This is a genomic window from Actinoplanes hulinensis, from assembly GCF_019429605.1.
Taxonomy (GTDB): Bacteria; Actinomycetota; Actinomycetes; order Mycobacteriales; family Micromonosporaceae; genus Actinoplanes; species Actinoplanes campanulatus.
Map to the genome: position 1 here is coordinate 466,822 of NZ_JAHXZI010000001.1, position 22,012 is coordinate 488,833.

19 protein-coding genes are annotated in these 22,012 nt (G+C 69.5%); 7 read left to right on the top strand and 12 right to left on the bottom strand.

Features of this window, described 5'->3' with window-relative positions:
- Positions 1-106: 106 nt before the first annotated feature.
- The 3 genes from sucD to icmB all read right to left on the bottom strand — a co-directional run bounded on the left by sucD (position 107) and on the right by icmB (position 3,120).
- A complete protein-coding gene (gene sucD / locus KZ829_RS02270; protein WP_204296105.1) occupies positions 107-988 on the bottom strand; it encodes a succinate--CoA ligase subunit alpha in 882 nt (293 codons plus the stop codon).
- Positions 989-992: 4 nt separating this feature from the next.
- Positions 993-2,171, bottom strand: coding sequence for an ADP-forming succinate--CoA ligase subunit beta (sucC, locus tag KZ829_RS02275; RefSeq protein ID WP_220142182.1), 1,179 nt, complete (start codon positions 2,169-2,171; stop codon positions 993-995).
- Positions 2,172-2,715: 544 nt separating this feature from the next.
- Complete coding sequence (gene icmB / locus KZ829_RS02280; protein ID WP_220142183.1) at positions 2,716-3,120, bottom strand: coenzyme B12-dependent isobutyryl CoA mutase small subunit; 405 nt, start codon at positions 3,118-3,120, stop codon at positions 2,716-2,718.
- Positions 3,121-3,540: 420 nt separating this feature from the next.
- Between icmB and KZ829_RS02285 the strand changes: the two genes are divergently transcribed.
- Together KZ829_RS02285 and KZ829_RS02290 are read left to right on the top strand one after the other, a co-directional pair.
- Positions 3,541-4,281 carry a M23 family metallopeptidase gene (locus KZ829_RS02285; protein ID WP_220142184.1) on the top strand — a complete coding sequence of 247 codons (741 nt, stop codon included), beginning with the start codon at positions 3,541-3,543 and terminating at the stop codon, positions 4,279-4,281.
- Between the two features lie 192 nt (positions 4,282-4,473).
- A complete protein-coding gene (locus KZ829_RS02290) occupies positions 4,474-5,166 on the top strand; it encodes a M23 family metallopeptidase (protein WP_308285312.1) in 693 nt (230 codons plus the stop codon).
- Here KZ829_RS02290 and pcrA read toward each other — a convergent pair.
- Positions 5,163-7,550, bottom strand: coding sequence for a DNA helicase PcrA (gene pcrA, locus KZ829_RS02295; RefSeq protein ID WP_220142185.1), 2,388 nt, complete (start codon positions 7,548-7,550; stop codon positions 5,163-5,165). The genes KZ829_RS02290 and pcrA overlap by 4 nt on opposite strands.
- Before the next feature lie 168 nt (positions 7,551-7,718).
- Here pcrA and KZ829_RS02300 point away from each other — a divergent pair, with 168 nt between their 5' ends.
- Together KZ829_RS02300 and KZ829_RS02305 are read left to right on the top strand one after the other, a co-directional pair.
- A complete protein-coding gene (locus tag KZ829_RS02300) occupies positions 7,719-9,557 on the top strand; it encodes a bifunctional metallophosphatase/5'-nucleotidase (protein WP_220142186.1) in 1,839 nt (612 codons plus the stop codon).
- Between the two features lie 235 nt (positions 9,558-9,792).
- Positions 9,793-10,083, top strand: coding sequence for a chorismate mutase (locus KZ829_RS02305; RefSeq protein WP_183222917.1), 291 nt, complete (start codon positions 9,793-9,795; stop codon positions 10,081-10,083).
- Positions 10,084-10,151: 68 nt separating this feature from the next.
- Here the strand turns inward: KZ829_RS02305 and KZ829_RS02310 are convergent, their stop codons facing one another.
- The 8 genes from KZ829_RS02310 to KZ829_RS02345 form a co-directional block, all read right to left on the bottom strand.
- The gene (locus tag KZ829_RS02310) at positions 10,152-10,613 is read right to left on the bottom strand and encodes a hypothetical protein (RefSeq protein ID WP_220142187.1); all 462 of its coding nucleotides are present in this window, start codon (positions 10,611-10,613) and stop codon (positions 10,152-10,154) included.
- A gap of 195 nt (positions 10,614-10,808) precedes the next feature.
- The gene (locus tag KZ829_RS02315) at positions 10,809-11,813 is read right to left on the bottom strand and encodes an ABC transporter ATP-binding protein (RefSeq protein WP_220142188.1); all 1,005 of its coding nucleotides are present in this window, start codon (positions 11,811-11,813) and stop codon (positions 10,809-10,811) included.
- A complete protein-coding gene (locus KZ829_RS02320) occupies positions 11,806-12,837 on the bottom strand; it encodes an ABC transporter ATP-binding protein (protein ID WP_220142189.1) in 1,032 nt (343 codons plus the stop codon). The genes KZ829_RS02315 and KZ829_RS02320 overlap by 8 nt, the downstream gene beginning before the upstream one ends.
- Positions 12,838-12,841: 4 nt before the next feature.
- Positions 12,842-13,747 (bottom strand): ABC transporter permease, encoded by a 906-nt coding sequence (locus KZ829_RS02325; RefSeq protein WP_220142190.1) that lies wholly within the window; start codon positions 13,745-13,747, stop codon positions 12,842-12,844.
- A complete protein-coding gene (locus KZ829_RS02330; RefSeq protein WP_220142191.1) occupies positions 13,740-14,666 on the bottom strand; it encodes an ABC transporter permease in 927 nt (308 codons plus the stop codon). Before KZ829_RS02330 ends, KZ829_RS02325 begins: the two co-directional genes overlap by 8 nt.
- 130 nt (positions 14,667-14,796) lie before the next feature.
- Positions 14,797-16,431 carry a peptide ABC transporter substrate-binding protein gene (locus KZ829_RS02335; protein ID WP_220142192.1) on the bottom strand — a complete coding sequence of 545 codons (1,635 nt, stop codon included), beginning with the start codon at positions 16,429-16,431 and terminating at the stop codon, positions 14,797-14,799.
- Between the two features lie 241 nt (positions 16,432-16,672).
- Positions 16,673-17,341, bottom strand: coding sequence for a response regulator (locus tag KZ829_RS02340; protein ID WP_220142193.1), 669 nt, complete (start codon positions 17,339-17,341; stop codon positions 16,673-16,675).
- Positions 17,338-18,651, bottom strand: a complete 1,314-nt coding sequence (locus KZ829_RS02345) for an ATP-binding protein (protein WP_372453826.1) — start codon at positions 18,649-18,651, stop codon at positions 17,338-17,340. The genes KZ829_RS02340 and KZ829_RS02345 overlap by 4 nt, the downstream gene beginning before the upstream one ends.
- Before the next feature lie 77 nt (positions 18,652-18,728).
- Between KZ829_RS02345 and KZ829_RS43760 the strand changes: the two genes are divergently transcribed.
- The 3 genes from KZ829_RS43760 (at position 18,729) to KZ829_RS02360 (ending at position 21,764) form a co-directional block, all read left to right on the top strand.
- On the top strand, positions 18,729-20,057 hold the full coding sequence (locus tag KZ829_RS43760) for a PspC domain-containing protein (RefSeq protein ID WP_220142194.1): 1,329 nt from the start codon (positions 18,729-18,731) through the stop codon (positions 20,055-20,057).
- Between the two features lie 73 nt (positions 20,058-20,130).
- Entirely contained in the window at positions 20,131-20,457 is a 327-nt protein-coding gene (locus tag KZ829_RS02355; RefSeq protein ID WP_220142195.1) for a hypothetical protein, read from the top strand.
- Between the two features lie 56 nt (positions 20,458-20,513).
- A complete protein-coding gene (locus tag KZ829_RS02360; protein WP_220142196.1) occupies positions 20,514-21,764 on the top strand; it encodes a phosphatidylserine decarboxylase in 1,251 nt (416 codons plus the stop codon).
- The last annotated feature ends 248 nt before the right edge of the window (positions 21,765-22,012 follow it).

A 22,012-nucleotide genomic window follows, 5' to 3' on the forward strand; every position in this document is an offset into this window, starting at 1 on the left:
CGCCCCTCCTGTTCCCGGCCGCTGCCCGCGCGGCGATACAGATACGGCGGCGCGCCGCCGATCGGGTCTCTTCCCGATCGGCGGCGCGCCGTGTGCACAGAAGTGCTCAGCTCAGAATGTCGCGCATGAGCTGGGCGGTCTCGGACGGCGTCTTGCCGACCTTGACGCCGGCCGCCTCGAGCGCGACCTTCTTGGCGTCGGCGGTGCCGGCCGACCCGGAGATGATGGCGCCGGCGTGGCCCATCGTCTTCCCGGGCGGCGCGGTGAAGCCGGCGATGTAGCCGACCACCGGCTTGGTGACGTTGGCCTTGATGAACTCGGCGGCCCGCTCCTCGGCGTCGCCACCGATCTCACCGATCATGACGATCGCGTCGGTCTCCGGGTCCTCCTGGAAGGCCCTCAGCGCGTCGATGTGGGTGGTGCCGATGATCGGGTCACCGCCGATGCCGACCGCCGTGGAGAAGCCGAACTCGCGCAGCTCGTACATCAGCTGGTAGGTCAGCGTGCCGCTCTTGCTGACCAGGCCGATCCGGCCCTGCGGGGTGATGTCGGCCGGGATGATGCCGGCGTTGGAGGCGCCGGGCGACGCGATGCCGGGGCAGTTCGGGCCGATGATCCGGGTCTTCTCGCCCTTGGCCACGTTGTACGCCCAGAACGCCGCCGAGTCCTGCACCGGCACGCCCTCGGTGATCACCACGGCGAGCGGGATCTCGGCGTCGATCGCCTCGACGACCGCGGCCTTGGTGAACGCCGGCGGTACGAAGATGACCGATACGTCGGCGCCGGTCGCGGCGATGGCCTCGGCCACGGTGGCGAAGACGGGCAGCTCGGTGCCGTCGAAGTCCACCTTGGTGCCGGCCTTGCGCGGGTTGACGCCACCGACCACCTGGGTGCCCGCGGCGAGCATCCGCTTGGTGTGCTTGGAGCCCTCACCACCGGTGATGCCCTGGACGATGACCTTGGAGTCCTTGGTGAGCCAGATCGCCATTAGTTCACTTCCCCGCAGCCGCGAGCTCGGCGGCGCGCTGGGCCGCTCCGTCCATCGTGTCGACCCGCTCGACCAGCGGGTTGTTGGCGCCGTCCAGGATGGCGCGGCCGGCCTCGGCGTTGTTGCCGTCGAGGCGGACGACCAGCGGCTTGGTGACGGTCTCGCCGCGCTCGGCGAGCAGGGCGAGCGCCTGGACGATGCCGTTGGCCACCGCGTCGCAGGCGGTGATGCCGCCGAAGACGTTGACGAAGACGGACTTCACGGCCGGGTCACCGAGGACGATCTCCAGGCCGTTCGCCATCACCTGGGCGCTCGCGCCACCGCCGATGTCGAGGAAGTTGGCCGGTTTGACGCCACCGTGGCTCTCGCCCGCGTACGCCACCACGTCCAGGGTCGACATGACCAGGCCGGCGCCGTTACCGATGATGCCGACCTCACCGTCGAGCTTGACGTAGTTGAGGTTCTTCTCCTTGGCGGCCTGCTCCAGCGGGTCGACCGCGGACTTGTCCTCCAGGGCCTCGTGGTCGGGGTGCCGGAAGCCGGCGTTCTCGTCCAGCGTGACCTTGGCGTCCAGCGCCAGCACCCGGCCATCGCCCACCTTGGCGAGCGGGTTGACCTCGACCAGCGTGGCGTCCTCGGCGACGAACGCCGCCCACAGCTTCACCGCGATGTCGACGACCTGGTCGGCGACCTCGGCCGGGAACTTGGCGGCGGTCACGATCTCGCGCGCCTTCGCCTCGTCCACGCCCTTGCTCGCGTCGATCGCGATCTTGGCGACCCGCTCCGGGTCCTCCTCGGCGACCGTCTCGATCTCCATACCGCCGGCGACGCTGGCGATGCAGAGGAACGTCCGGTTGGCCCGGTCCAGCAGGTAGGAGAAGTAGTACTCCTCCTTGATGTCGGCCGTCTCGGCCAGCATCACCTTGTGGACCGTGTGGCCCTTGATGTCCATGCCCAGGATGTCGGTCGCACGGGCCTCGGCCTCGTCCGGCCCGTCGGCCAGCTTGACGCCACCGGCCTTACCACGGCCACCGACCTTGACCTGCGCCTTGACGACGACCTTGCCGCCCAGCCGCTCGGCGATCGCCCGGGCCTCCTGCGGGGTCTCGGCGACGCCGCCGCCCAGCACGGGCAGCCCGTGCCGTTCGAACAGGTCGCGCCCCTGATACTCGAACAGGTCCACGTGTCTCCTTTCGCTCGCGACGCCAAGCGCCGGCAAGCCGCACCGTTGCGTCCCGACCTGTGTGCGCGGCGCAGCGCAGCGCGCCGCCAGCGTGAGGATCGTCCGGCCCATCCGCATCTGCGAAACGGCCTTCATCCGCAGACTAGCGACCTGAGCGGCCTCCGTTGGCGCGCGGGTGCACGGTGTGCAAGACCACACACCGGAGTGGCGAAAGCGCAGGCCGGGGCCGCTGTGGCCACCGCGCACAGTGTGTATACGGAGAACTCACCATCCGACGGTGGCCGATGTGGTGGCGAATCTCGCGGCCGTCCTCTGATGGAGCGACCGTGCCGGAGGCCCGCGCCGAAAAAGTCACGCATGCGCGCGTAACCCGCTTGGAAGGGGGTCGTTGAGTCAGGTGTCGGAGCGCCACGGCGCCCGCACGGAAAGCGGCCGATGCCCTGTCGGTCGAGGGGTGGCGGCGGGGCATCGCGCATAGAGGGGCCGGACGTGTGAGGGGTGCGTCCGGCCTCTCCCTATGCGCCCGGCCCGTTCAGCAGCCTATTCAGGCGACCGGCGCCGCCACATTGGCGCGAACCCATTCGACGATGGATTCGAGTGACGCACCCGGAGTGAATAGGCCGGCTACCCCGAGTGATTGCAATTCCGTGATGTCATCCTCGGGAATGATGCCGCCACCGAATACCACGATGTCGGCGGCGTCACGCTCCGCCAACAGTTCCAGCACTCTGCGGAACAGTGTCATGTGCGCGCCGGAGAGGACGGACAGGCCGATGCCGTCGGCGTCCTCCTGAATCGCGGTCTCCACGATCTGCTCGGGCGTCTGGTGCAGCCCCGTGTAGATCACTTCCATACCGGCGTCGCGCAGCGCCCGCGCGATCACCTTGGCCCCGCGGTCGTGTCCGTCCAGCCCGGGCTTCGCCACGACGACCCTGATCCGTGCTTGCATGCTGACCCCTCCGGGCTCTCCGACCCCGGCGTCCGGCCGCAGCGCGGACTTCCTTCCGTGGTCACCTGAACGAACGGTAACCCGGGACGCCTGGCCGGGGTAGCCGCTGGACCCGACCAGGGGACCGGGGGAATAGTTGAGTGGGTCACATTACTTTCTGCCATCCAAGCAATTACGGAGGGTTGACTTAACGCGCGGCCGTAAAGCTCATCAATTCGGACAATAGATGATCAATACCGACCGCTAACTGTCACGAAATTGGCGCTGCGACTTGTGACCCGGCTGCCGTTTCGTTACCGTGGCGACGGCTGTCACACAGGTTTCCCCCACAACGACAGCCCGGCCGGACCACTGTTCAACCCAATTTCCTGGGGTTTGAACTTGCCGCGCCGCCGCAATGCCACTGACGGAGGATCCTTCGTGCGCCAGCGCTTGTCGTCTGAGCCCGATCGCTATCGCGGCCGGCGCCGCGTACCGACACCTCCGCGCAGCCGCTACGCCGTCGTCGTCACCTCAGCCTTCGTCGGCGCGGGAGTCGTGGCCTTCGGTGCGGCCTCCAACCTCCCGGACGCCAAGGCGGTGAGCCCGGACGTCCTCCAGGGCCTCAAGACGCAGCAGGTCGCGGCCGACGCCCTGGAGAGCCGTTCGGACGGCGGCGCCGCGTCCCGTGGGGAGAACCGCGAGGCCGCCGGCACCGAGCTCAGCGCCGAAGAGGCCGCCAGGGACATCTACCTGCTGCCGCTCGACGAGTACGAGTTCACCTCGGCGTACGGTGTCCGGTTCGGCAAGCTGCACGCCGGCATCGACCTGGCCGCCCCGGAGGGCACGCCGTACAAGGCGGTGCACGGGGGCACGGTGACCGCGGCCGGCTACAGCGGCGGCTACGGCTACTCGGTCACGATCCGGCAGGACGACGGCACCGAGATCATCTACGCCCACTCCCGCCGCGTGGTGGTCGAGAAGGGCGAGCAGGTCAAGGCCGGTCAGGTCATCGGCGAGGTGGGCAACACCGGATATTCGTACGGCACCCACCTGCACCTCGAGGTGCACGTCAAGGGCACGCCGACCGACCCGATCACCTTCCTCCAGGACCGGGGCGTCGACATCAAGCTCCAGATGGAGAACGTCTACGCCGGCCTGGCCGCGGCCGCCGCCTCCTGATCTTTTCGCAACCCTCCCGGTTGCGGCTTCGGAGAACTCCGCCAATCCCCTTCAGGGCCCAGCGCCCCGTCCGACAGGTACGTGACAGCGAACGTCACGGCAGTCGGAGGGGTCATCCGCGTGGGGCAGCATTCGTCATCGGGCCGGACCGGGCGACATCGGCAGGAGAACCTCCGCCGTCACCGCGCGCCCGTGCTCCCCGCGATGTTCGCCTCCCGCAGCCGCACGGCTCTCACGATGACCGCGCTGGGCGCGACCCTGGCCACCGGGATCGGCGCCGCGGGCATGTCCGCCGCGGCGTCCACCGGCGCCGTCTCCGACCCGCCCGCGACCGTGCACCCCACGACCGCGCATGCCACGGTTACCCAGCCGGTCGTGTCATCCTCCAGCGACCAGGCGCCCCGGCTCGGCCCGGCCTCGGGCGCTGAGGGCCCGGTCGGCGCCCCGGTCCGCCTCAAGGCCCGCCCGCTGCCGAAGCGGCAGTGGGTCGACCCGCTCCCGTCGGCGACGGTGACCTCCTGCTTCGGGCAGCGCTGGGGCCGTCTGCACGCCGGGGTCGACCTGGCCGCGGCGCACGGCGCCCCGGTGGTGGCCGCGGGCGCCGGCACCGTCGTCTCGGCCGGCCCCAACGGCGGCTACGGCAACGCGATCCTGATCGACCACGGCAACGGTTACCTCACCCACTACGGCCACCTGTCGGTGATCGACGTCGAGGTGGGCCAGGTGGTCAAGGCCGGCGAGCACATCGGCGACGAGGGCTCGACCGGGAACTCGACCGGCCCCCACCTGCACTTCGAGGTGCATGAGGGGCACTTCCAGAACCCGCTCGAGCCGACCGCGTGGATGCGGGGGCACGGGGTGGAGATCTCCGGCTGCCCGGCCTAGAGCTTTTCGACCGGGGCGTGCCGCAGGACCAGCCACATCACCTGGTCGCCGAAGTCGATCTGAGCCCGGGCGCCGGGGCCGTGGCCCTCAACGGCCAGCACCCGGCCCAGGCCGTACCGCTGGTGGTTGACCCGGTCACCGGGATCCACCTTCGGCGCCTGCTTCAGGTCGCTCGCGGTGGCGAGTTTACTGCCGTCGATGCCGAGGCGTTCGGCGATCCGCTGCGCCTTGGGAGTCCCCCCGGCGAAGCCTCCGCCGCGCTGGCGGTCTCCCCCACCACGGCCGCCCACTCCGCCGCCCGTCCCGGACCAGGAGGTGTACGACCCGCCGGTGCGCTCCCAGCGGACCAGCTCGGCCGGCAGCTCGTCGGTGAACCGGGAGGGCGGGTTGTACTGCGGCTGGCCCCACGCCGACCGGGTGACCGCCCGGGACAGGTAGAGCCGCTGCCGGGCGCGGGTGATCCCGACATAGGCCAGGCGGCGCTCCTCCTCCAGCTCGGTGTTGTCGCCGAGCGCCCGCATGTGCGGGAAGACGCCGTCCTCCAGGCCGGTCAGGAAGACCACCGGGAACTCCAGGCCCTTCGCGGTGTGCAGGGTCATCAGCGTGACCACGCCCTGGTGCTCCGGGTCGTCGCTGGGGATCTGGTCGGCGTCGGCCACCAGGGCCACCTGCTCCAGGAACCCGGCCAGAGTGGCGACCTGCTCCTCCCCCTCAGCGGCCAGCGACTCGACGCGTTCGGTGTACTCCCGGGCGACGCTCACCAGCTCCTGGAGGTTCTCCACCCGGCCCTGGTCCTGCGGGTCGAGACTCTCCTCCAGCTCACCGAGCAGCCCGGAGCGTTGCAGAACGGCCTCCAGCACCTCCTCCGGCGGGGCGGTGGTGGCCAGCACCCGCAGGTCGTCGAGCAGCCCCACGAAGTCGGCGATGCTGTTGGCCGCGCGGGTGGAGATGCCCGGCGCGTCCTTGGCCCGGCGCAGCGCCTGGCCGAACGACACCCGGTCTCTTGACGACAGCGCCTCGACGCAGGCCTCGGCCCGATCGCCGATGCCCCGTTTCGGAGTGTTCAGCACCCGGCGGATGCTGACCGTGTCGTCGTCGTTGACGATCGCCCGGAGGTAGCCGAGCGCGTCCCGCACCTCCTTGCGCTCGTAGAAGCGCACCCCACCGACCACCTTGTACGGCAGGCCGACGCGGATGAACACCTCCTCGAAGACGCGGGACTGCGCGTTGGTCCGGTAGAAGACGGCCACGTCGCCGGGGCGCACCTCGTGGTTGTCGCAGAGCCGGTCGATCTCCCGGGCCACCCAGTCGGCCTCGGCGTGCTCGGTGTCGGCCACGTAGCCGACGATCTGCTCGCCCTGCCCCTGGTCGCTCCAGAGCCGTTTCGGTTTGCGCGAGGTGTTGCGGTCGATCACCGCGTTGGCCGCGGTCAGGATGGTCTGGGTGGACCGGTAGTTCTGCTCCAGGAGGATGGTCCGCGCGGCCGGGTAGTCGCGCTCGAACTCCAGGATGTTGCGGATGGTCGCGCCACGGAACGCGTAGATCGACTGGTCGGCGTCACCGACCACGCAGAGCTCGCTCGGGTCGTCGACGCCGACCAGCTCGCGGATCAGCATGTACTGGGCGTGGTTGGTGTCCTGGTACTCGTCGACCATGACGTGCCGGAACCGGCGACGGTAGGCATCGGCGACCAGCGGGTGCGACTGGAACAGGTGCACCGTGGTCATGATGATGTCGTCGAAGTCCAGCGCGTGCGCCTCGCGCAGCCGCCGCTGATACAGCTCGTACGCCTCGGCGACGGCCCGCTCGTTGGGCCCCTTCGCCTTCGCCTTGAACTCGTCCGGCTGGATCAGCTCGTTCTTCAGGTTCGACACCTGGGCGGCCAGGCCGCGAGCGGTGTAGCGCTTGGGATCCAGGTCGAGCTCGCGGGCGACCAGCTGCATGAGGCGGCGCGAGTCGTCGGCGTCATAGATCGAGAAGGTGCTCTTCAGCCCGGCGTGCTCGTGCTCGGCACGCAGGATGCGCACGCAGGCGGAGTGGAAGGTCGACACCCACATCATCCGGGCACGCGGCCCGACGAGATGGGCGACCCGCTCCTTCATCTCCCCGGCGGCCTTGTTGGTGAAGGTGATCGCCATGATCTCGCCCGGGTGCACCCCGCGCTCGCCCAGCAGGTAGGCGATCCGGTGGGTCAGCACCCGGGTCTTGCCCGACCCGGCGCCGGCCACGATGAGCAGCGGCGCCCCGGAGTGGGTCACGGCGTCCCGCTGGGGCCCGTTCAGCCCGGTGAGCAGGGACTCGGCGTCGAACCGGCGAGGCGCCGGACGTGGGGGCTCGGGGGCCATCGCCGAGAACAGGTCAGGGGTTTCGGAGGAAGGTCGCATCGCGGGAGCCAGTCTATGCCGACCCACCGACAGGTTTCCGGCGCCGAGCGGGGCGGACATCGGTGATCGGCAATCAATCTTTCACCGCGAAGTGGTAGCGGCGGATGGACTGATCCACCAGGCTGTCCAGATCGGCATCGAATTCTCACCGATCGGGGGAACGATCCCATGCCTCTTCCACAGCGGCGACACCTGGCCGTTCCGGTGGCAGCCCTGGCCGTGGCCGGCGCGCTGGCGGCGATCCCTGGCGCCCGGACCGCGGCGGCCGCGCCGCCGGCCGAGTTCACGCCGGTGTCCGCGGCGTACGGTCCGCCCAAGGGCCCCACGGTCAAGGGGCAGTTCCTCAGCTACAACGACTTCCACGGCTCCATCGACCCGCCCACCGGCAGCGGCGCGGTGGTCAACGCCAGTGGCACCAGCACCCCGGCCGGCGGCGTGGAATACCTTGCCACCTTCCTGAAGCGGCTGCGCGCCGAGGCGAAGACGGAGGGCCGGCAGACCATCACCGCCGGGGCCGGCGACCTGATCGGCGGGACCCCGCTGGTCAGCGCGGCGTTCCACGACGAGCCGACGATCGAGCTGATGAACGAGGTCGGGTTGCAGGTCAGCTCGGTCGGCAACCACGAGTTCGACGAGGGCGTGGCTGAACTCATCCGCATCCAGCGGGGAGGTTGCCACCCGGTGGACGGCTGCCAGGACGGGGATCCGTACCGCGGCGCGAAGTTCACCTATCTGGCCGCCAACACCATCGACAGGAAGACCGGGCTGCCGATCCTTCCGCCCATCGAGATCCGGTACGTGGACGGCGTACCGGTCGGTTTCATCGGGATGACCCTGGAGGGCACGCCGAGCATCGTGAACCCGGCCGGCATCACCGGCGTGCGGTTCACCGACGAGATCGAGACCGCCAACAGGTGGAGCAACGTCCTGAAGCTGTTCGGCGTGAAGGCGCAGGTGCTGCTGCTGCACGAGGGCGGCTCGCAGGCCACGGCCACGCCGACGCCCGGGGTCTCCGACTGCTCCGGCTTCAGCGGTCCGCTGGTGCCGATCGTGGCCGGGCTGAATCCGGAGATCAGTGTCGTGATCTCCGGTCACACGCACCGCTTCTACTCCTGCAAGCTGCCGAACAGCAGGGGCGCCGACACGGTCGTCACCAGCGCCGGCAGCAACGGGCAGCTGATCACCGACATCGACTACACCCTGGACCGGCGGACCGGGCGGTTCACCGGGATCAGCGCGAAGAACGTGATCGTGGAGAACGGGGTGCCGGACGGCAAGGGCGGCTGGGTGCGCGACGCCGCGGGGGCCTACGCGAAGAACCCGGACACCGTGGACGCGGCCGCCAAGAAGGTGGCCGACAAGTACCGCACCGCGGTCGCGCCGATCGCGAACCGACTGGTCGGCAGCATCAGCGCGGACATCGTCCGGACGGTCGGCCCGGCCGGGGAGAGCCCGCTCGGTGACGTGATCGCGGACGCGCAACTGGCGTACACCCGGTCGGCGGGAGCGCAGATCGCCCTGATGAACCCGGGTGGCGTCCGGGCCGATCTGGACGCCGACCAGTCCAGCGGCGGGGAGGCGTACGGCCAGGTCACGTACGGCGAGGCGTTCACCGTCCAGCCGTTCAACAACCTGGTGGTCACCCAGACCCTCACCGGGGCGCAGCTGAAGAACGTGCTGGAGCAGCAGTTCGCCGGCTTCGGCGGGCAGACCACGCAGCGGATCCTGCAGGTGTCGAACGGGCTCACCTACACCTGGAGCGCGTCGGCCGCCCCCGGCTCGAAGGTGAGCGCCCTGACGCTGAACGGCACGCCGATCGATCCGGCCGCGAACTACCTGGTCACCACGAACGACTTCCTGGCCAACGGCGGGGACGGGTTCAGCAACCTGACCCTGGGCACCGGACGGGTCACCGCGCCGGGCTTCGACGTGGACGCGCTGGTGGCCCATCTCGCCACCGGCCCGATCGCGCCGGGTCCCGCCGACCGCATATCGACGGCCCCCTGATCAGCGCAAACTTTCGTCCCAACACTCGGGCGGTTTCCTTGCGGGACCGTCCGGGGCGGGGGCATACTCGGGTCGTGATCCAGCAGGAGCGATTTTTTTACTACGGCACCGGAGGCCCGGCAGCCGTAGGTCGCTCCTGAACCCCAGACCTACATCAAGCCCCGGGTTTCCCAGCCCGGGGCTTGATGCTGTCCGGGCCGGGCCCACCGGGACCCCAGCACCCGAGGAGCAGGACATGACCGCCGACGTGATGGACCAGACGACCGGCGCGGGCGAAGAGGCGGCCGCCGACAAGATCCGCGCCATGCGCGAACGCATCAACGAGATCGATCAGACGATCATCGATCTCTGGCTGGAGCGTTCCGGCCTCTCCCAGGAGGTCGGCAAGACCCGGATGGCCAGCGGCGGCACCCGCCTGGTGCTGGCCCGGGAGCGGGAGATCATCGAGCACTTCCGCAACGCGCTGGGCCCCGACGGCACGCAGGTCGCGCTGCTGCTGCTGCGCTCCGGCCGCGGGCCGCTCTGACCCGATAAATACCGCAGCCGGACCGAGATCGGTCCGGCTGCGGTTGGAAATCTGTGGACTACCCGCGGTCAGTAAGTTCCGCCGGCGACGAACGGGCTGTTCCCGATCGGGCCGTTGACCCAGCCGCCGAAGCGCGGACCGTAACCGAGGAAACCGTCGTTGCCGTAACGGTACTGGTAGCCGCGGTAGTAGTCGCGGAAACCGGGCCGGCCCCAGTTCCAGGCGTTGCGGTCGACCTCGAGCGCCCAGGCGCCGCCGTAGCGGTAGCCGACGCGCACCAGGTCACAGTCGTAGGCGTCCCAGTAGCCGCGGACCTCGCCGATCCAGCCGGCCCGCTCGCAGCCGCGCAGCGTGCGGAAGTAGCCGACCACCTCGTCGCCGAAGTACGGGTAGTGCTTCTGGACCTTGCTGGTCGAGTGCTTGGCCGGCGCCTTGTCGCCACCGTCCACCGCCATCGCCGGCGCGCTGGCAGCAAGCCCGGCCACCAGGCCGAGACCGGCCATCGTCAGAGTCCGGAGCACCTTGTTCATACCGTCTTCCTCACTTCCGATGAGTTTCGGTTGGTTGCCCAAACTCTCCCATATCGGACATAAAAGTCATGGTAGATAAACTGGTACTTTTAGTCACGAAAGTGTGATTTTCGGCGGACACATATGTCCAAATGATCTAGAGCAAACGACAGCGGGCCGGGAGATCAGTGATCTCCCGGCCCGCTGTCGTACCAATCAGCGACTCGCCGCGTACCGAATTTCCGCGAAATGGCAGGCGCTGGGGTGCGGTGACCGCTCCCGGATCTGCAACAACGGCTCCTGATCGCCGCAGACGTCCTGCGCCTTCCAGCAGCGGGTCCGGAAACGGCAGCCGGACGGCGGATCGGCCGGCGACGGCACGTCACCCTCCAGCACGATCTGGTCGCGCCTTCCGCGCAGGCGCGGGTCCGGGACCGGCACGGCCGAGAGCAGAGCCTGGGTGTACGGGTGAGTCGGCTGGTCGTAGATCGCCACGTCGTGCCCCTGCTCGACGATCTTGCCGAGGTACATGACGGCGACCCGGTCGGAGATGTGCCGAACCACCGACAGGTCGTGGGCGATGAAGATGTACGACAACCCGAAGTCGTCCTGGAGCCGGTCCAGCAGGTTGATCACCTGGGCCTGGATGGACACGTCGAGCGCCGACACCGGCTCGTCGCAGACGATGATCTCCGGTTTCAGGGCGAGCGCCCGGGCGATGCCGATCCGCTGCCGCTGGCCGCCGGAGAACTGGTGCGGGTACCGGTTGACGTGGTCGGGGTTGAGACCGACCGTGTCGAGCAGGTCCTGCACGGCCCGCTGCCGCTTGCCCTTCGGCACCACCTCGGGGTGGATCTCGAACGGCTCGCCGATGATGTCGCCGACCGTCATCCGCGGGTTGAGCGAGGTGTACGGGTCCTGCAACACCATCTGGATGTTGCGGCGGGCCCGGCGCAGGGCCGAACCGGAGAGCCGGGTCATGTCCTGACCGCGCACCATGATCGAGCCCGAGGTCGGTTTCTCCAGCCCGACCAGCAGTTTGGCCAGAGTGGACTTGCCGCAGCCGGACTCGCCCACCACACCGAGCGTCTCGCCCCGGCGCAGTTGCAGGTCGACGCCGTCGACCGCGCGGACCGCGCCCACCTTGCTCTGGAACACGATGCCCTGGGTGATCGGGAAGTGCTTGACCAGTCCCCTGGTCTCGAGGACGACGTCACTCACCGAGGACCTCCCGGAAGAAGTGGCAGCGCGCGGTGCGGTGCGGCGCGATGGCGTACGCCGGGGGCGCCGGATCCTGACGACAGGGGTCCTTGGCGTACCGGCATCGGGGGTTGAAGGCGCAGCCGCTCGGGATGTCGGTGAGCGCCGGCGGCAGGCCGCGGATCACGTTGAGCTGATGGCCCTTGAGGTCGAGCCGCGGGATCGACTCGAGCAGCGCCCGGGTGTACGGGTGACCGGGACGGCCGTAGATGTCGTGGACCGGCGCCTCCTCGACGACCCGGCCCGCGTACATCACGGAGATCCGGTCGGCGACGTCGGCCACCACGCCCATGTCGTGCGTGATCAGGACGAGGCCCATGTTGCGCTGCCGCTGGAGCTCCGCGAGCAGGCCCATGATCTGCGCCTGGACCGTCACGTCGAGCGCCGTGGTGGGCTCGTCGGCGATCAGCACCTCCGGGTCGAGCGCCAGCGCCATGGCGATCATGACGCGCTGCCGCATACCGCCGGAGAACTGGTGCGGGTAGTCGTTCACCCGGCTCCGCGCGGCCGGGATCTTGACCTGGTCGAGCAGGTCGACGGCCCGGTTCTTGGCGTCCGACCGGGACATGCCGCGGTGCACCCGGAACAGCTCAGCCAACTGGAAGCCGACCGTGTACACCGGGTTCAGCGCGGACAGCGCGTCCTGGAAGATCATCGCGATCCGGTTGGCGCGGACCTTGCGGCGCTGCGCCTCGGGCAGTTTCAGCAGGTCGACGCCGCGGTAGCGGATCTCGCCGGCGGTGATGTGCCCGGGCGGGCTCTCCAGGATGCCCATGATCGCCTGAGCGGTCACCGACTTGCCGCAGCCGGACTCGCCCAGGATCGCCAGGGTCTCGCCGGGAGACAGCCAGAAACTCGCCCCGTTCACCGCCTTGGCCACGCCGTCCCGGGTCCGGAACTCGACGTGCAGGTCGTTGATCTGGAGCAGGGGCGCCCGGTGATCGAGTCCCGGCAGGGCGTCCATGGTCGCCTTGATGTCAGTCATACCGTCACCGCAACTTCGGGTCGAAGGCGTCGCGGATGGCGTCGCCCAGCATGATGAAGGCCAGCACGGTGGCGGCGAGGAAGATCGACGGCCAGATCAGCGGGTGGGCCGCGATCCGGGCGTAGTCCTGTGCCTCGGCGATCTGCAGGCCCCAGCTGACGGCGTCGCCCTTGAGCCCCACACCCAGGTAGGAGAGCGTCGCCTCGGCCGCGATGTTGGTGCCCAGCAGGATGGTCAGCACCACGATGAACGACGCCATCGAGTTGGGCAGGATGTGCCGGAACATCAGCCGGCCCGGGCTCGCGCCGAGCATCCGGCCGGCCGCCACGTAGTCCTGGCTCTTCACGGCGATCACCGAGGACCGCATGACCCGGGCCGCCGCCGTCCAGGTGAGCACGCCCAGGGTGAGTGTCACGGCCCAGACGCCGTCGTCCTCGCTGCCGGACAGCCGGCCCGAGAAGACCACCGCGCCGAGCAGGAACGGCACGCCCAGCATGATGTCGGTGAGCCGGGACAGCACCGCGTCGGTGGTCCCTCCGAAGTAGCCGGCGGACAGCCCGAAGACCAGGCCGAGCACGCCCGCCATCAGGGTGGAGAGGACGCCGACCTCGATCGAGGCGCGGGTGCCGTAGATGGTTCGGGCGAAGACGTCGCAGCCCTGGAAGTCGTACCCGAAGATGGCGCTGCCGGTCGGTCCCTTGTGCTTGTTCGACAGCGCACAGGCGCCGGGGTCGGCCGAGGTGAACAGGGACGGCAGGAACGCCATCAGCAGGATCACCACGACCAGCACCGCGGAAACCCAGAAGATCTTGTTGCGCCGCAGGTCCGCCCAGGCGTCGCCGGCCAGGCTCCGCGACCGTCCGGAGACGTCCGGCGCCTCGGCCACGGTGATCAGATTGGGGTCACTCATAACGGATCCTCGGGTCGAGGGCGGCGTAGAGCAGGTCGACGGCGAGGTTCACGATCAAGAAGATGATCACCAGTACGCTGACGAAGCCGACCACGAGCGGGCCGTCCTCGGTACGGATGCCCCGGGCCAGGTTGAACCCGACACCCGGGATGTTGAAGACCTCCTCGGTCACGATCGCGCCGGACATCAGCACGCCGAGGTCGACACCGATCAGGGTGACCACGGGGATCAGCGAGTTACGCAGCACGTGCACCCAGGTGACCCGCCGCGGGGCCAGTCCCTTGGCCCGGGCGGTGCGCACGTAGTCGGATCGCAGGTTCTCCACCACCGATGTCCGGGTGACCCGCAGCTGGGTGGCGATGACCGTGGTGGCCAGCACGATGGCGGGCAGCAGGAGCTCGTACAGTGTCGCGTCCTTGGTCGTGGTGGCCGGGAACCACCGCAACTCCATCGCGAACACCAGCTGGGCCAGCGGCGCGAGCACCACGATCGGCATGGCCAGCAGGAGCAGGGTCATCAGCAGGGTGCCGTTGTCGAAGAGGCCGCCCCGCCGGATGCCGGCGTAGACACCGGTGGTGACGGCGATCACGGCGGCGATGAGGATGGCCAGGATCGCCAGCCGGATGGTGACCGGCCAAGCGTCGACCAGCATCTCGGAGATGTCGCGACCGGTCAGCGACTTACCGAGATCTCCGGTGAGCAGGCCTTTCATGTAGTACCAGTACTGGGTCAGGAAACCTTCGTCCAGGTGGTACCGCTCGGTGAGCGCAGCGCGCAGGCTGTCGTTCACCGTTTTCTCGCCCACCAGCGCCTGGATGGGGTCGTCCTGGTTGGCGAACATCAGCGCGAAGACTACGAAGGTGGCCCCGAAGAACGTCAGGATCATCTGTAGTAAGCGCCGCACGATGTAGCGGAACATTACGGTTCTTGCCTCTTCCGCGGCACAGCGCCGGCCTCGTGAGCACGGCGACGACGATGAAGTGGGGCAACACAGCGGTGGCGTCACGGTCGCATGTCTTCCGTGACGCCACCAGAGCCGTGTGGTCAGATCAGGCGATCGTTTCGATCTCGTAGAGGTCGACCCGCTTGAAGAGGTTCATCTCGACGTTCTGAACCTTCTCCGAGTAGCCGTACACGTTCTGCATGAAGCGCAGCGGGATGACCGGCATCTCCTGGACGAGGATGTCCTCCGCCTGCTGCCACTTCTTGATCGCGGCCTCCGGCGTCGGCGCCTGCGCACCCTGCTTGAGCAGTCGGTCGAAGTTGCTGTTCGACCAGCCGTAGTGGTTCGACGAGCCGTTGGTGCTGTAGAGCGGGCCGAGGTAGTTCTCCATCAGCGGGTAGTCCATGATCCAGCCGAGACGGATCAGGCCGATCGGCTCGTGGGCCCGCGCCTTCTGCTGGAGGACCGAGAACTTCGGCTCCGGGGAACCGGTGCAGTTCACACCCAGCGAGGCCTTGATCTGGTTGCAGGTGGCGTCCACCCAGGCCTTGTGACCACCGTCGACGTTGTAGGTGATCTTGATTTCCGCCGGGCCATTGTTCTTGTCGTACAGCTTCTTGGCCTCCGCCGGGTTGTACTCGCAGGCCTCGCCGCAGATGCCCTCGCGGTAACCGCGGACCACCGGGGAGACGAAGGACTTCGCCGGGATGCGGGAGCCGAGGAAGATCTGGTCGGAGATCTCCTCCCGGTTGATCGCCATCGAGATCGCCTTGCGGATCTCGGGCTTGGCGAACTCCGCCTGGTACGTCGGGAAGCCGATGAAGTCGAACCCGGAGTTCTCGCTCATCTGGAAGCGGGTGCCCAGGTCGGCGGACGCCTTGGAGAGCGCCTCGATCGGGATGCTCATCTGCACGTCGACGTTGCCGGAGACCAGGTCCGCGTACTGGGTCTGGTCGTCCTGGTAGATCTTCCAGGTGACGCCGTCGATCTTCGGGACCTGGCCCTTGAAGTCGCTGACCTTCTCCACGACGATCTCGTTGTCGTGCTCCCACTTGCCCTTGAGCTTGAAGGGGCCGTTACCGATGATCTGGTCCTCGAAGCCCTCGGCGATCACGCCGGGCGCGGAGAAGGCGGCGTTGGGCAGTGGGTGGAAGACCGAGTAGCCGAGCACCGACTCGAAGCTGGAGAACGGCGCGGACAGCTTGACGGTGAAGGTCAGGTCGTTGACCTTCTCCAGGCCGGAGAGCTCCTTGACCTTCGGCGTCTCGGGCTTCTGCGAGCCGGCTCCGTCCGGGTCCAGCGGGTTCATCTCGGCATAACCGTCGATGCGCTCGAAGAAGTAACCGCCGGTCTGGGCGTTCGGCCCGTAGGCGCCGTAGTTCCACGCGTCGATGTAGTTCTGCGCGGTGACCGGCTCGCCGTTGTGGAACGTGAAGCCTGGTTTGAGCTTGATCGTCCACACCCGGTTGGCCTTGTCCGGCGTGATGCTCTCCGCGGCGACCTCGACCGGTTCCTGCTGGCTGTTGAACTCGACCAGCGGGTAGAACAGCGAGGACAGTACCTGCGAGCCACTGTCGTCGGTGGCGTTCGTCGGAAGCAGGTGCTCGGGCTCGGAGATGCCGATCACGATGGTGTTCGAGTTGGCGCTCGCGTCGTCCGAGTCGCCACCTCCACATCCGGCGACCAACAAGGAGATGGCGGCCGCGCCGGCCACCATCTTCCACGGGCGTATCCCAGGCATGGGAGTGTCTCCTTCAGGGGCGCTCACGGGGGTTGTGTGAGTAGGAGCCACTGTGACACAGAGACACGAAAACCCGGAGGGCCGTTATCAAGCCGATATTCGCCGTCTACGTCCGCAAATAGCCTCATCAGTGACGGTTTATGCCTATTCGGCCAGCCTGAGCTGGGCATACGTACCGGATTCTCGGTCCAGCGCGCAGCGCAGCTTACAGGAAGCTTCCTTGTCTGGCTGTCCCGGAGGGTCAGACGAGGCGCCGATCGGCAGCCCATCGTGACAATTCGTAACGGTTGCTCATCTGCAATTTGCGCAACACGTTGGAGACGTGGGTCTCGACCGTCTTGATCGAGATGTACAGCTCCTTGGCGATCTCCTTGTACGCGTACCCCCGGGCGAGCAGCCTCAGCACCTCCCGCTCACGGTTGGTCAGCTGGTCCAGCTCCGGGTCGGCGACCGGCACGTCCGGCCGGGAGGCGAAGGCGTCCAGCACGAAGCCGGCCAGCCGCGGGCTGAAGACCGCGTCGCCGTCGGCCACCCGGCGCACCGCCGCGGCCAGCTCGTCCGGCGAGATCGTCTTGGTCACATAGCCCCGGGCGCCGGCCCGGATCAGGCCGATCACGTCCTCCGCGGCATCCGACACCGACAGCGCCAGGAACCGGACCTGCGGATGGGTCCGCCGGACCGCCTCCAGAACCGCCCGGCCGCCGCCGTCCGGCATGTGCACGTCCAGCAGCACCACGTCCGGCTGCACCGCGGAGATCCGGCTGATCGCCTCGCCGACGGTGCTGGCCTCGCCCACCACGTCGACGTGCACACCCAGCTCGGCCCGCACGCCGGCGCGGAACATCGCATGGTCGTCGACCAGGAAGACGTTGAGCCGACGGGCCTCCGGCTCGATCACGGGCTCGGTCATCGCGCTGACTCCTTACCGGCGGTCACGCTCTCCCTGGTGACGGGAAGCATGAGCCGCACCTCAGTACCGTCTCCGGGTTCGCTGCGGATCTCCGCCCGGCCACCGTGCCGCCGCATCCGCCCGATGATCGAACCACGGACGCCGTGCCGGTTCTCCGCCACACCGCCCATGTCGAAACCGGCGCCCCGATCGCGGACGAAGACGCTCAGCTCATCCTCCTCCACCTCGGCATAGAGCGAAACCGTCTGCACCCCGGCATGCCGGGCCGCGTTCACCAGCGCCTCCCGGGCCGCCGCGACCAGCGCCGCCACCCGGTCGTCGCACTGGGTGTCGCCCACCACGACGGTCTCCACGGTGATCGCGTAGGTGTCCTCGACCTCGGCCGCGGCCTGCTCCAGCGCGGCGGCGAACCGCTCGGTCGGCGACGCGGTGGGCCGGTAGAGCCAGTTGCGGAGGCTGCGCTCCTGCCCCCGGGCGAGGCGCTGCACCTCCTTGATGTCGGTGGAGTTGCGCTGGATCAGGGCCAGCGTGTGCAGCACCTGGTCGTGGATCATCGCGGCCAGCTCGGCCCGCTCCTGCTCCCGGATCCGGCCCTCCCGCTCGGCGCGCAGCTGCCCGAAGGTGCGCCAGACCAGGGGCGCCACCACCACACCGACGCCGAGCAGGCCGACGAAGGCGAAGATCACGCCGTTGAACACCGCGGACAGGGAGCCGGACGGTGCGTACACCGCCACCACGCCGATGATGCCGACCGCGACCAGGATCCCGCCGCCGATGAACCGGAAGAGGAAGGACCGCCGGTCGTTCTCCGAGACGATGGCCGCGAACCACGGCGCCGAGGCCGGATTGTCGGTGTACGCGTCGCGGCGGCTCGGGTCGGACTGGTGCCAGATCACCCCGGCGCCGACCGCGATCACCGCGATCATCCAGCCGGCCGTGGTGCTCACCGAGTCACCGAAGAACTGGGCCTGCAACAGGACCACGCCGAGACCGATGGCGGCGAACGGCAGCAGGGCCGACAGGTCGCGGCGGACCGGCTTCTCCTCGCCGCGCGCCTCCTGCGGCAGCACCGCCCAGAAGGCGGCGTAGAGCAGCAGGCCCAAGGCGTTGAACCCGAGCAGCACGACGAGCGCGATCCGGACGGCCAGCACCGGCACGCCGAGATGGCGGGACAGCCCGGCCGCGACCCCGGCGACGATGCGCTGGTCACGCGGTCGGTGCAGCCGGCGGGGTTGCGGCGGGGCGGGGATAGTCACCCTCCGATCGTCACACGTGACGTACGCGCGGGCCACGGGGAAGTTCCCCGGCATCCGGGACGGATATCTCAGGGTGGCCTCAGGGTCGTCTCCGGAGGCGGCTCGGGCGGCCGGCGGACCAGGATCGAGGCATGAACGATGAAGCGCCCGGTGCCGGTCCCAAGGGTGACCAGGCACCTTCCGACCAGCCCGAGGGCTTCCCGCCCGGCTCCAACGTGCCGCCGTGGGTCGCCTCGGCCTCCGCGGCCTGGTCCCGCCAGCAGCTCGTCCGCCCCCGCAACGGCCGCTACGTGGCCGGCGTCTGCGGCGCTCTGGCCCGGGCCACCAACACCGACCCGGTCCTGTGGCGGGTCGTGCTCGGCGTGCTCGGCGTGCTCAGCGGCACCGGTGTGCTGCTCTACCTGATCGGCTGGCTGATCATCCCGTCCGAGGGTGACACCTCCTCCCCGGTCGAGTCGCTGCTGGGCAAGGGCCGTTCCGGGATGGCGCCGCTGTCGGTGGTACTGCTCGGCGGTGCGGCTCTGCTGACGTTCGCCTTCATCGTCAACTCCGGCGCACGGGCCAGCATGCTCGCGGCGGCCGTGGTCCTGGGCGCGTTCCTGCTGATCAAAAGGGGTGGCGCGACTCCGTTCCAGGCCGCCGCGCCACCACCACCGGACGCCCCGCCGCCGGCCACGGAGGAACCGACGATGGCGTTCGTGGCGCCGCCCGCGGCCGAGCCGGCCGGCGAACCGGTGAGCAAGGCGGGCCCCGTCGACGGGTTCCGTCCGCCGTTCGCGCCGCACGGCCCGTTCGCCGGCCCGCCCACCGCTCCCCCGCCGGTGCCGCCGTTCACGCCGCGCCCGCCGAAGCCGCCGAAGCCGCCGCGTGAACGCTCGATCCTGGGCCGGCTGACGTTCTTCGCGGTCGTCATGGTGACCGGCCTGATCGCCGCGATCGACATGAGCGGCGTCGACGTGTCCATCTCCGCCTACTTCGCGGGCGCCCTGGCGACCACCGCGCTCGGTCTGATCGTCGGCGCCTGGTTCGGCCGGGCCCGGGGCCTGATCGCACTGGCCCTGGTGCTCAGCTTCGCGCTCGGCGTGTCCAGTGGGCTGGAGCGGTTCGGCCGTGACTGGACGCCCAGCGTCTACCGCCCGACGAGCCTCGCGGCGGTCGCCGACGAGTACTCGTTCGACGTCGGCAACGTGACCCTGGACCTGCGCTCGGTCGACTTCACCGGGCAGACCCAGGAGGTCGCCGCCAGCATGAAGCTCGGCCAGCTCCGGATCCTGCTCCCGCCGACCGTGGACGCCTCGGTGACCGCGGGCGTCGACGGCGGACGGATGGTCCTGTTCGGCGAGGAGTACAACGACAGCAGCACCCGCCAGGCCGACGACCTGGGCGCGGACGGCGCCGGCGGTGGCACCCTGAAACTCGACGTCCGCGTCGAGGCAGGAAACCTGGAGGTCATCCGATGAGCGAGCTTGCGAGCGAATCATCAAGCACAGTTCATCCCTCATGGCGACACCGGAGCGAAGCGGAGGTGGCGGCATGAGGCCGCACCGGATGGACGGGGTGTCTTTGACCTTCGGCCTGATCTTCCTGGCGGTCGCCTTCTGGTGGGCCGTGTCCCAGGTGCTCACGGTCAACCTGCCCCCGGTGGGCTGGATCGTGGCCGGCGGACTGATCTTCTTCGGGGTGGTCGGCCTGCTCGGCGCGATCCGCTCCGGCCGCCGGGAGCCGCAGCCCGAGCCGGTGGCCGCGCCGGCCACGGCCGAGGTTCCCGGCGATCTGCCGCCGGAGGTGCACGCCTCGATCGTCCGCGAACTGCTCGACGATCCGGCCCGGAAATTCGAGCGCGAGCACCCGGCCGGTTGAGCCCTCTGCCCCGCCCATCGGTCAGCGACCGGTGGGCGGGGCAATATGCTCGCTGAATGACCGCGTTTCCGACCGTGTCCGTCACGCCCGTTCCCGGCGTGGGCGCCCGGGCCGCCCGCGCCCTGACCGCCGAGTTCGCCCGGCAGAACGCGGCCACGTCCGCGCTGCTGGTCGGCGCCGACCACGCCTCGGCCGTGGTGGCCGCCGCCGTCGAGGCGCTGCTGCCCGGCGACACCCTCACCCTGGTTCCCGGCCGCGACAGCAGCAGTGATCTGCTGCGCGGCCACATCTCCGGTCTGGGCAGCTGGGTCGCCGATCGGGTGAAGATCGTCGAATCCCTCGCCGAGGCCCAGCCGGCCGACGTGGTGATCGTCGGTGAGCCGCTGACCGGCACCGCCGACGAGGCCCGCGCCCTGATCGACCAGCTCGGCAAGTACCTGTCCGACGGGGCCGTCCTCTCGGTCGCCGTGCCGGCCGGCCCGGGCCGGACCGCCGGCGCCGCGGCGGAGCTCTTCCGCCAGGGCGCGCTCTTCGGCGTCGGCTCCGACCTGGTGGTCCGCAACCAGCCGCCGCTGCGGGTGCACAAGCTCCGGTTCAGCCCGGCCGAGGTGTCGACGGCGGCCGGTCTGGCCCCGGCGTACCGGACGTCGAGCGTCCCGGTGACCCGGACGATGCACATCGACTCCAACGGCGTCGCCGCGGCCGGCATCGCGCTCGGTCTGGCCGTGCTGGCCCGTCGCGCCCGGCCGAAGTCGAAGCTCTGGCTGCTGCCGGCGCTCGCCGCGGCCCCGGTGGCGGCCTTCTTCCGCGACCCCGAGCGGGACGTACCGACCGACCCGTCGGCGATCATCTCCTCCGCGGACGGCAAGGTGCTCTCGGTCGAGCGGCTGCGCGACGAGCGCTTCGGCCCGGGCGAGTTCCTCCGGATCGCGGTGTTCCTGTCGGTCTTCGACGTGCACGTCAACCGTGCGCCGGTGGCCGGCCGGGTGGCCGACTACTTCGTCGAGGAGGGCGGCTACGCCAACGCCGCGACCGCGGCGGCCGAGCACAACGTGGCCGCCTACACGGTTCTCGACACCGACCAGGGCACCGTCGTGGTGGCGCAGCGGACCGGCCTGATCGCCCGCCGCATCGTGCAGCGCGCGCCGGTCGGCACGCTGCTGGCCAAGGGCGAGCGCTACGGCCTCATCCGCTTCGGCTCCCGCACCGACGTCTACCTTCCCGCCGACCGTGCGGAGGCCCTGGTCTCCGTCGGCGAGCGGGTCGTCGGCGGCTCCACCGTGATCGCCCGCTTCACGAACCCCTGATCGGTACGGGTGGGCGCACTCCCCATGAGGGGTGCGCCCCTACCCGGGCCAGCGCACACGCGAACCTCTTCGTGTGCCTTCGCCCCGGCCCTTGCACCAGACCGCGCACCCGAATCCCGCGCCGTGTGCATCCGCCCCGGGCCGGCGCATGTGGGCGCTGACGGCGTACCGATGAGTTGGTTTGAGCGCGAGAAGGCCGCCGCCCCGCCGGGGGGCGGCCGGCGCGCGACGGGCGGGCCCCCGCGCGG

What these genes read in the sequence shown, in the direction of transcription:
- KZ829_RS02300 (WP_220142186.1), top strand. Translation starts at nt 7,719, where the DNA reads ATGCCTCTTCCACAGCGGCGACACCTGGCCGTTCCGGTGGCAGCCCTG.
- KZ829_RS02330 (WP_220142191.1), bottom strand. Translation starts at nt 14,666, where the DNA reads ATGTTCCGCTACATCGTGCGGCGCTTACTACAGATGATCCTGACGTTC.
- KZ829_RS02305 (WP_183222917.1), top strand. Translation starts at nt 9,793, where the DNA reads ATGACCGCCGACGTGATGGACCAGACGACCGGCGCGGGCGAAGAGGCG.
- KZ829_RS02360 (WP_220142196.1), top strand. Translation starts at nt 20,514, where the DNA reads ATGACCGCGTTTCCGACCGTGTCCGTCACGCCCGTTCCCGGCGTGGGC.
- KZ829_RS02325 (WP_220142190.1), bottom strand. Translation starts at nt 13,747, where the DNA reads ATGAGTGACCCCAATCTGATCACCGTGGCCGAGGCGCCGGACGTCTCC.
- pcrA (WP_220142185.1), bottom strand. Translation starts at nt 7,550, where the DNA reads ATGCGACCTTCCTCCGAAACCCCTGACCTGTTCTCGGCGATGGCCCCC.
- KZ829_RS43760 (WP_220142194.1), top strand. Translation starts at nt 18,729, where the DNA reads ATGAACGATGAAGCGCCCGGTGCCGGTCCCAAGGGTGACCAGGCACCT.
- KZ829_RS02355 (WP_220142195.1), top strand. Translation starts at nt 20,131, where the DNA reads ATGAGGCCGCACCGGATGGACGGGGTGTCTTTGACCTTCGGCCTGATC.
- icmB (WP_220142183.1), bottom strand. Translation starts at nt 3,120, where the DNA reads ATGCAAGCACGGATCAGGGTCGTCGTGGCGAAGCCCGGGCTGGACGGA.
- KZ829_RS02340 (WP_220142193.1), bottom strand. Translation starts at nt 17,341, where the DNA reads ATGACCGAGCCCGTGATCGAGCCGGAGGCCCGTCGGCTCAACGTCTTC.
- KZ829_RS02310 (WP_220142187.1), bottom strand. Translation starts at nt 10,613, where the DNA reads ATGAACAAGGTGCTCCGGACTCTGACGATGGCCGGTCTCGGCCTGGTG.
- KZ829_RS02320 (WP_220142189.1), bottom strand. Translation starts at nt 12,837, where the DNA reads ATGACTGACATCAAGGCGACCATGGACGCCCTGCCGGGACTCGATCAC.
- sucD (WP_204296105.1), bottom strand. Translation starts at nt 988, where the DNA reads ATGGCGATCTGGCTCACCAAGGACTCCAAGGTCATCGTCCAGGGCATC.
- KZ829_RS02335 (WP_220142192.1), bottom strand. Translation starts at nt 16,431, where the DNA reads ATGCCTGGGATACGCCCGTGGAAGATGGTGGCCGGCGCGGCCGCCATC.
- KZ829_RS02345 (WP_372453826.1), bottom strand. Translation starts at nt 18,651, where the DNA reads ATGCCGGGGAACTTCCCCGTGGCCCGCGCGTACGTCACGTGTGACGAT.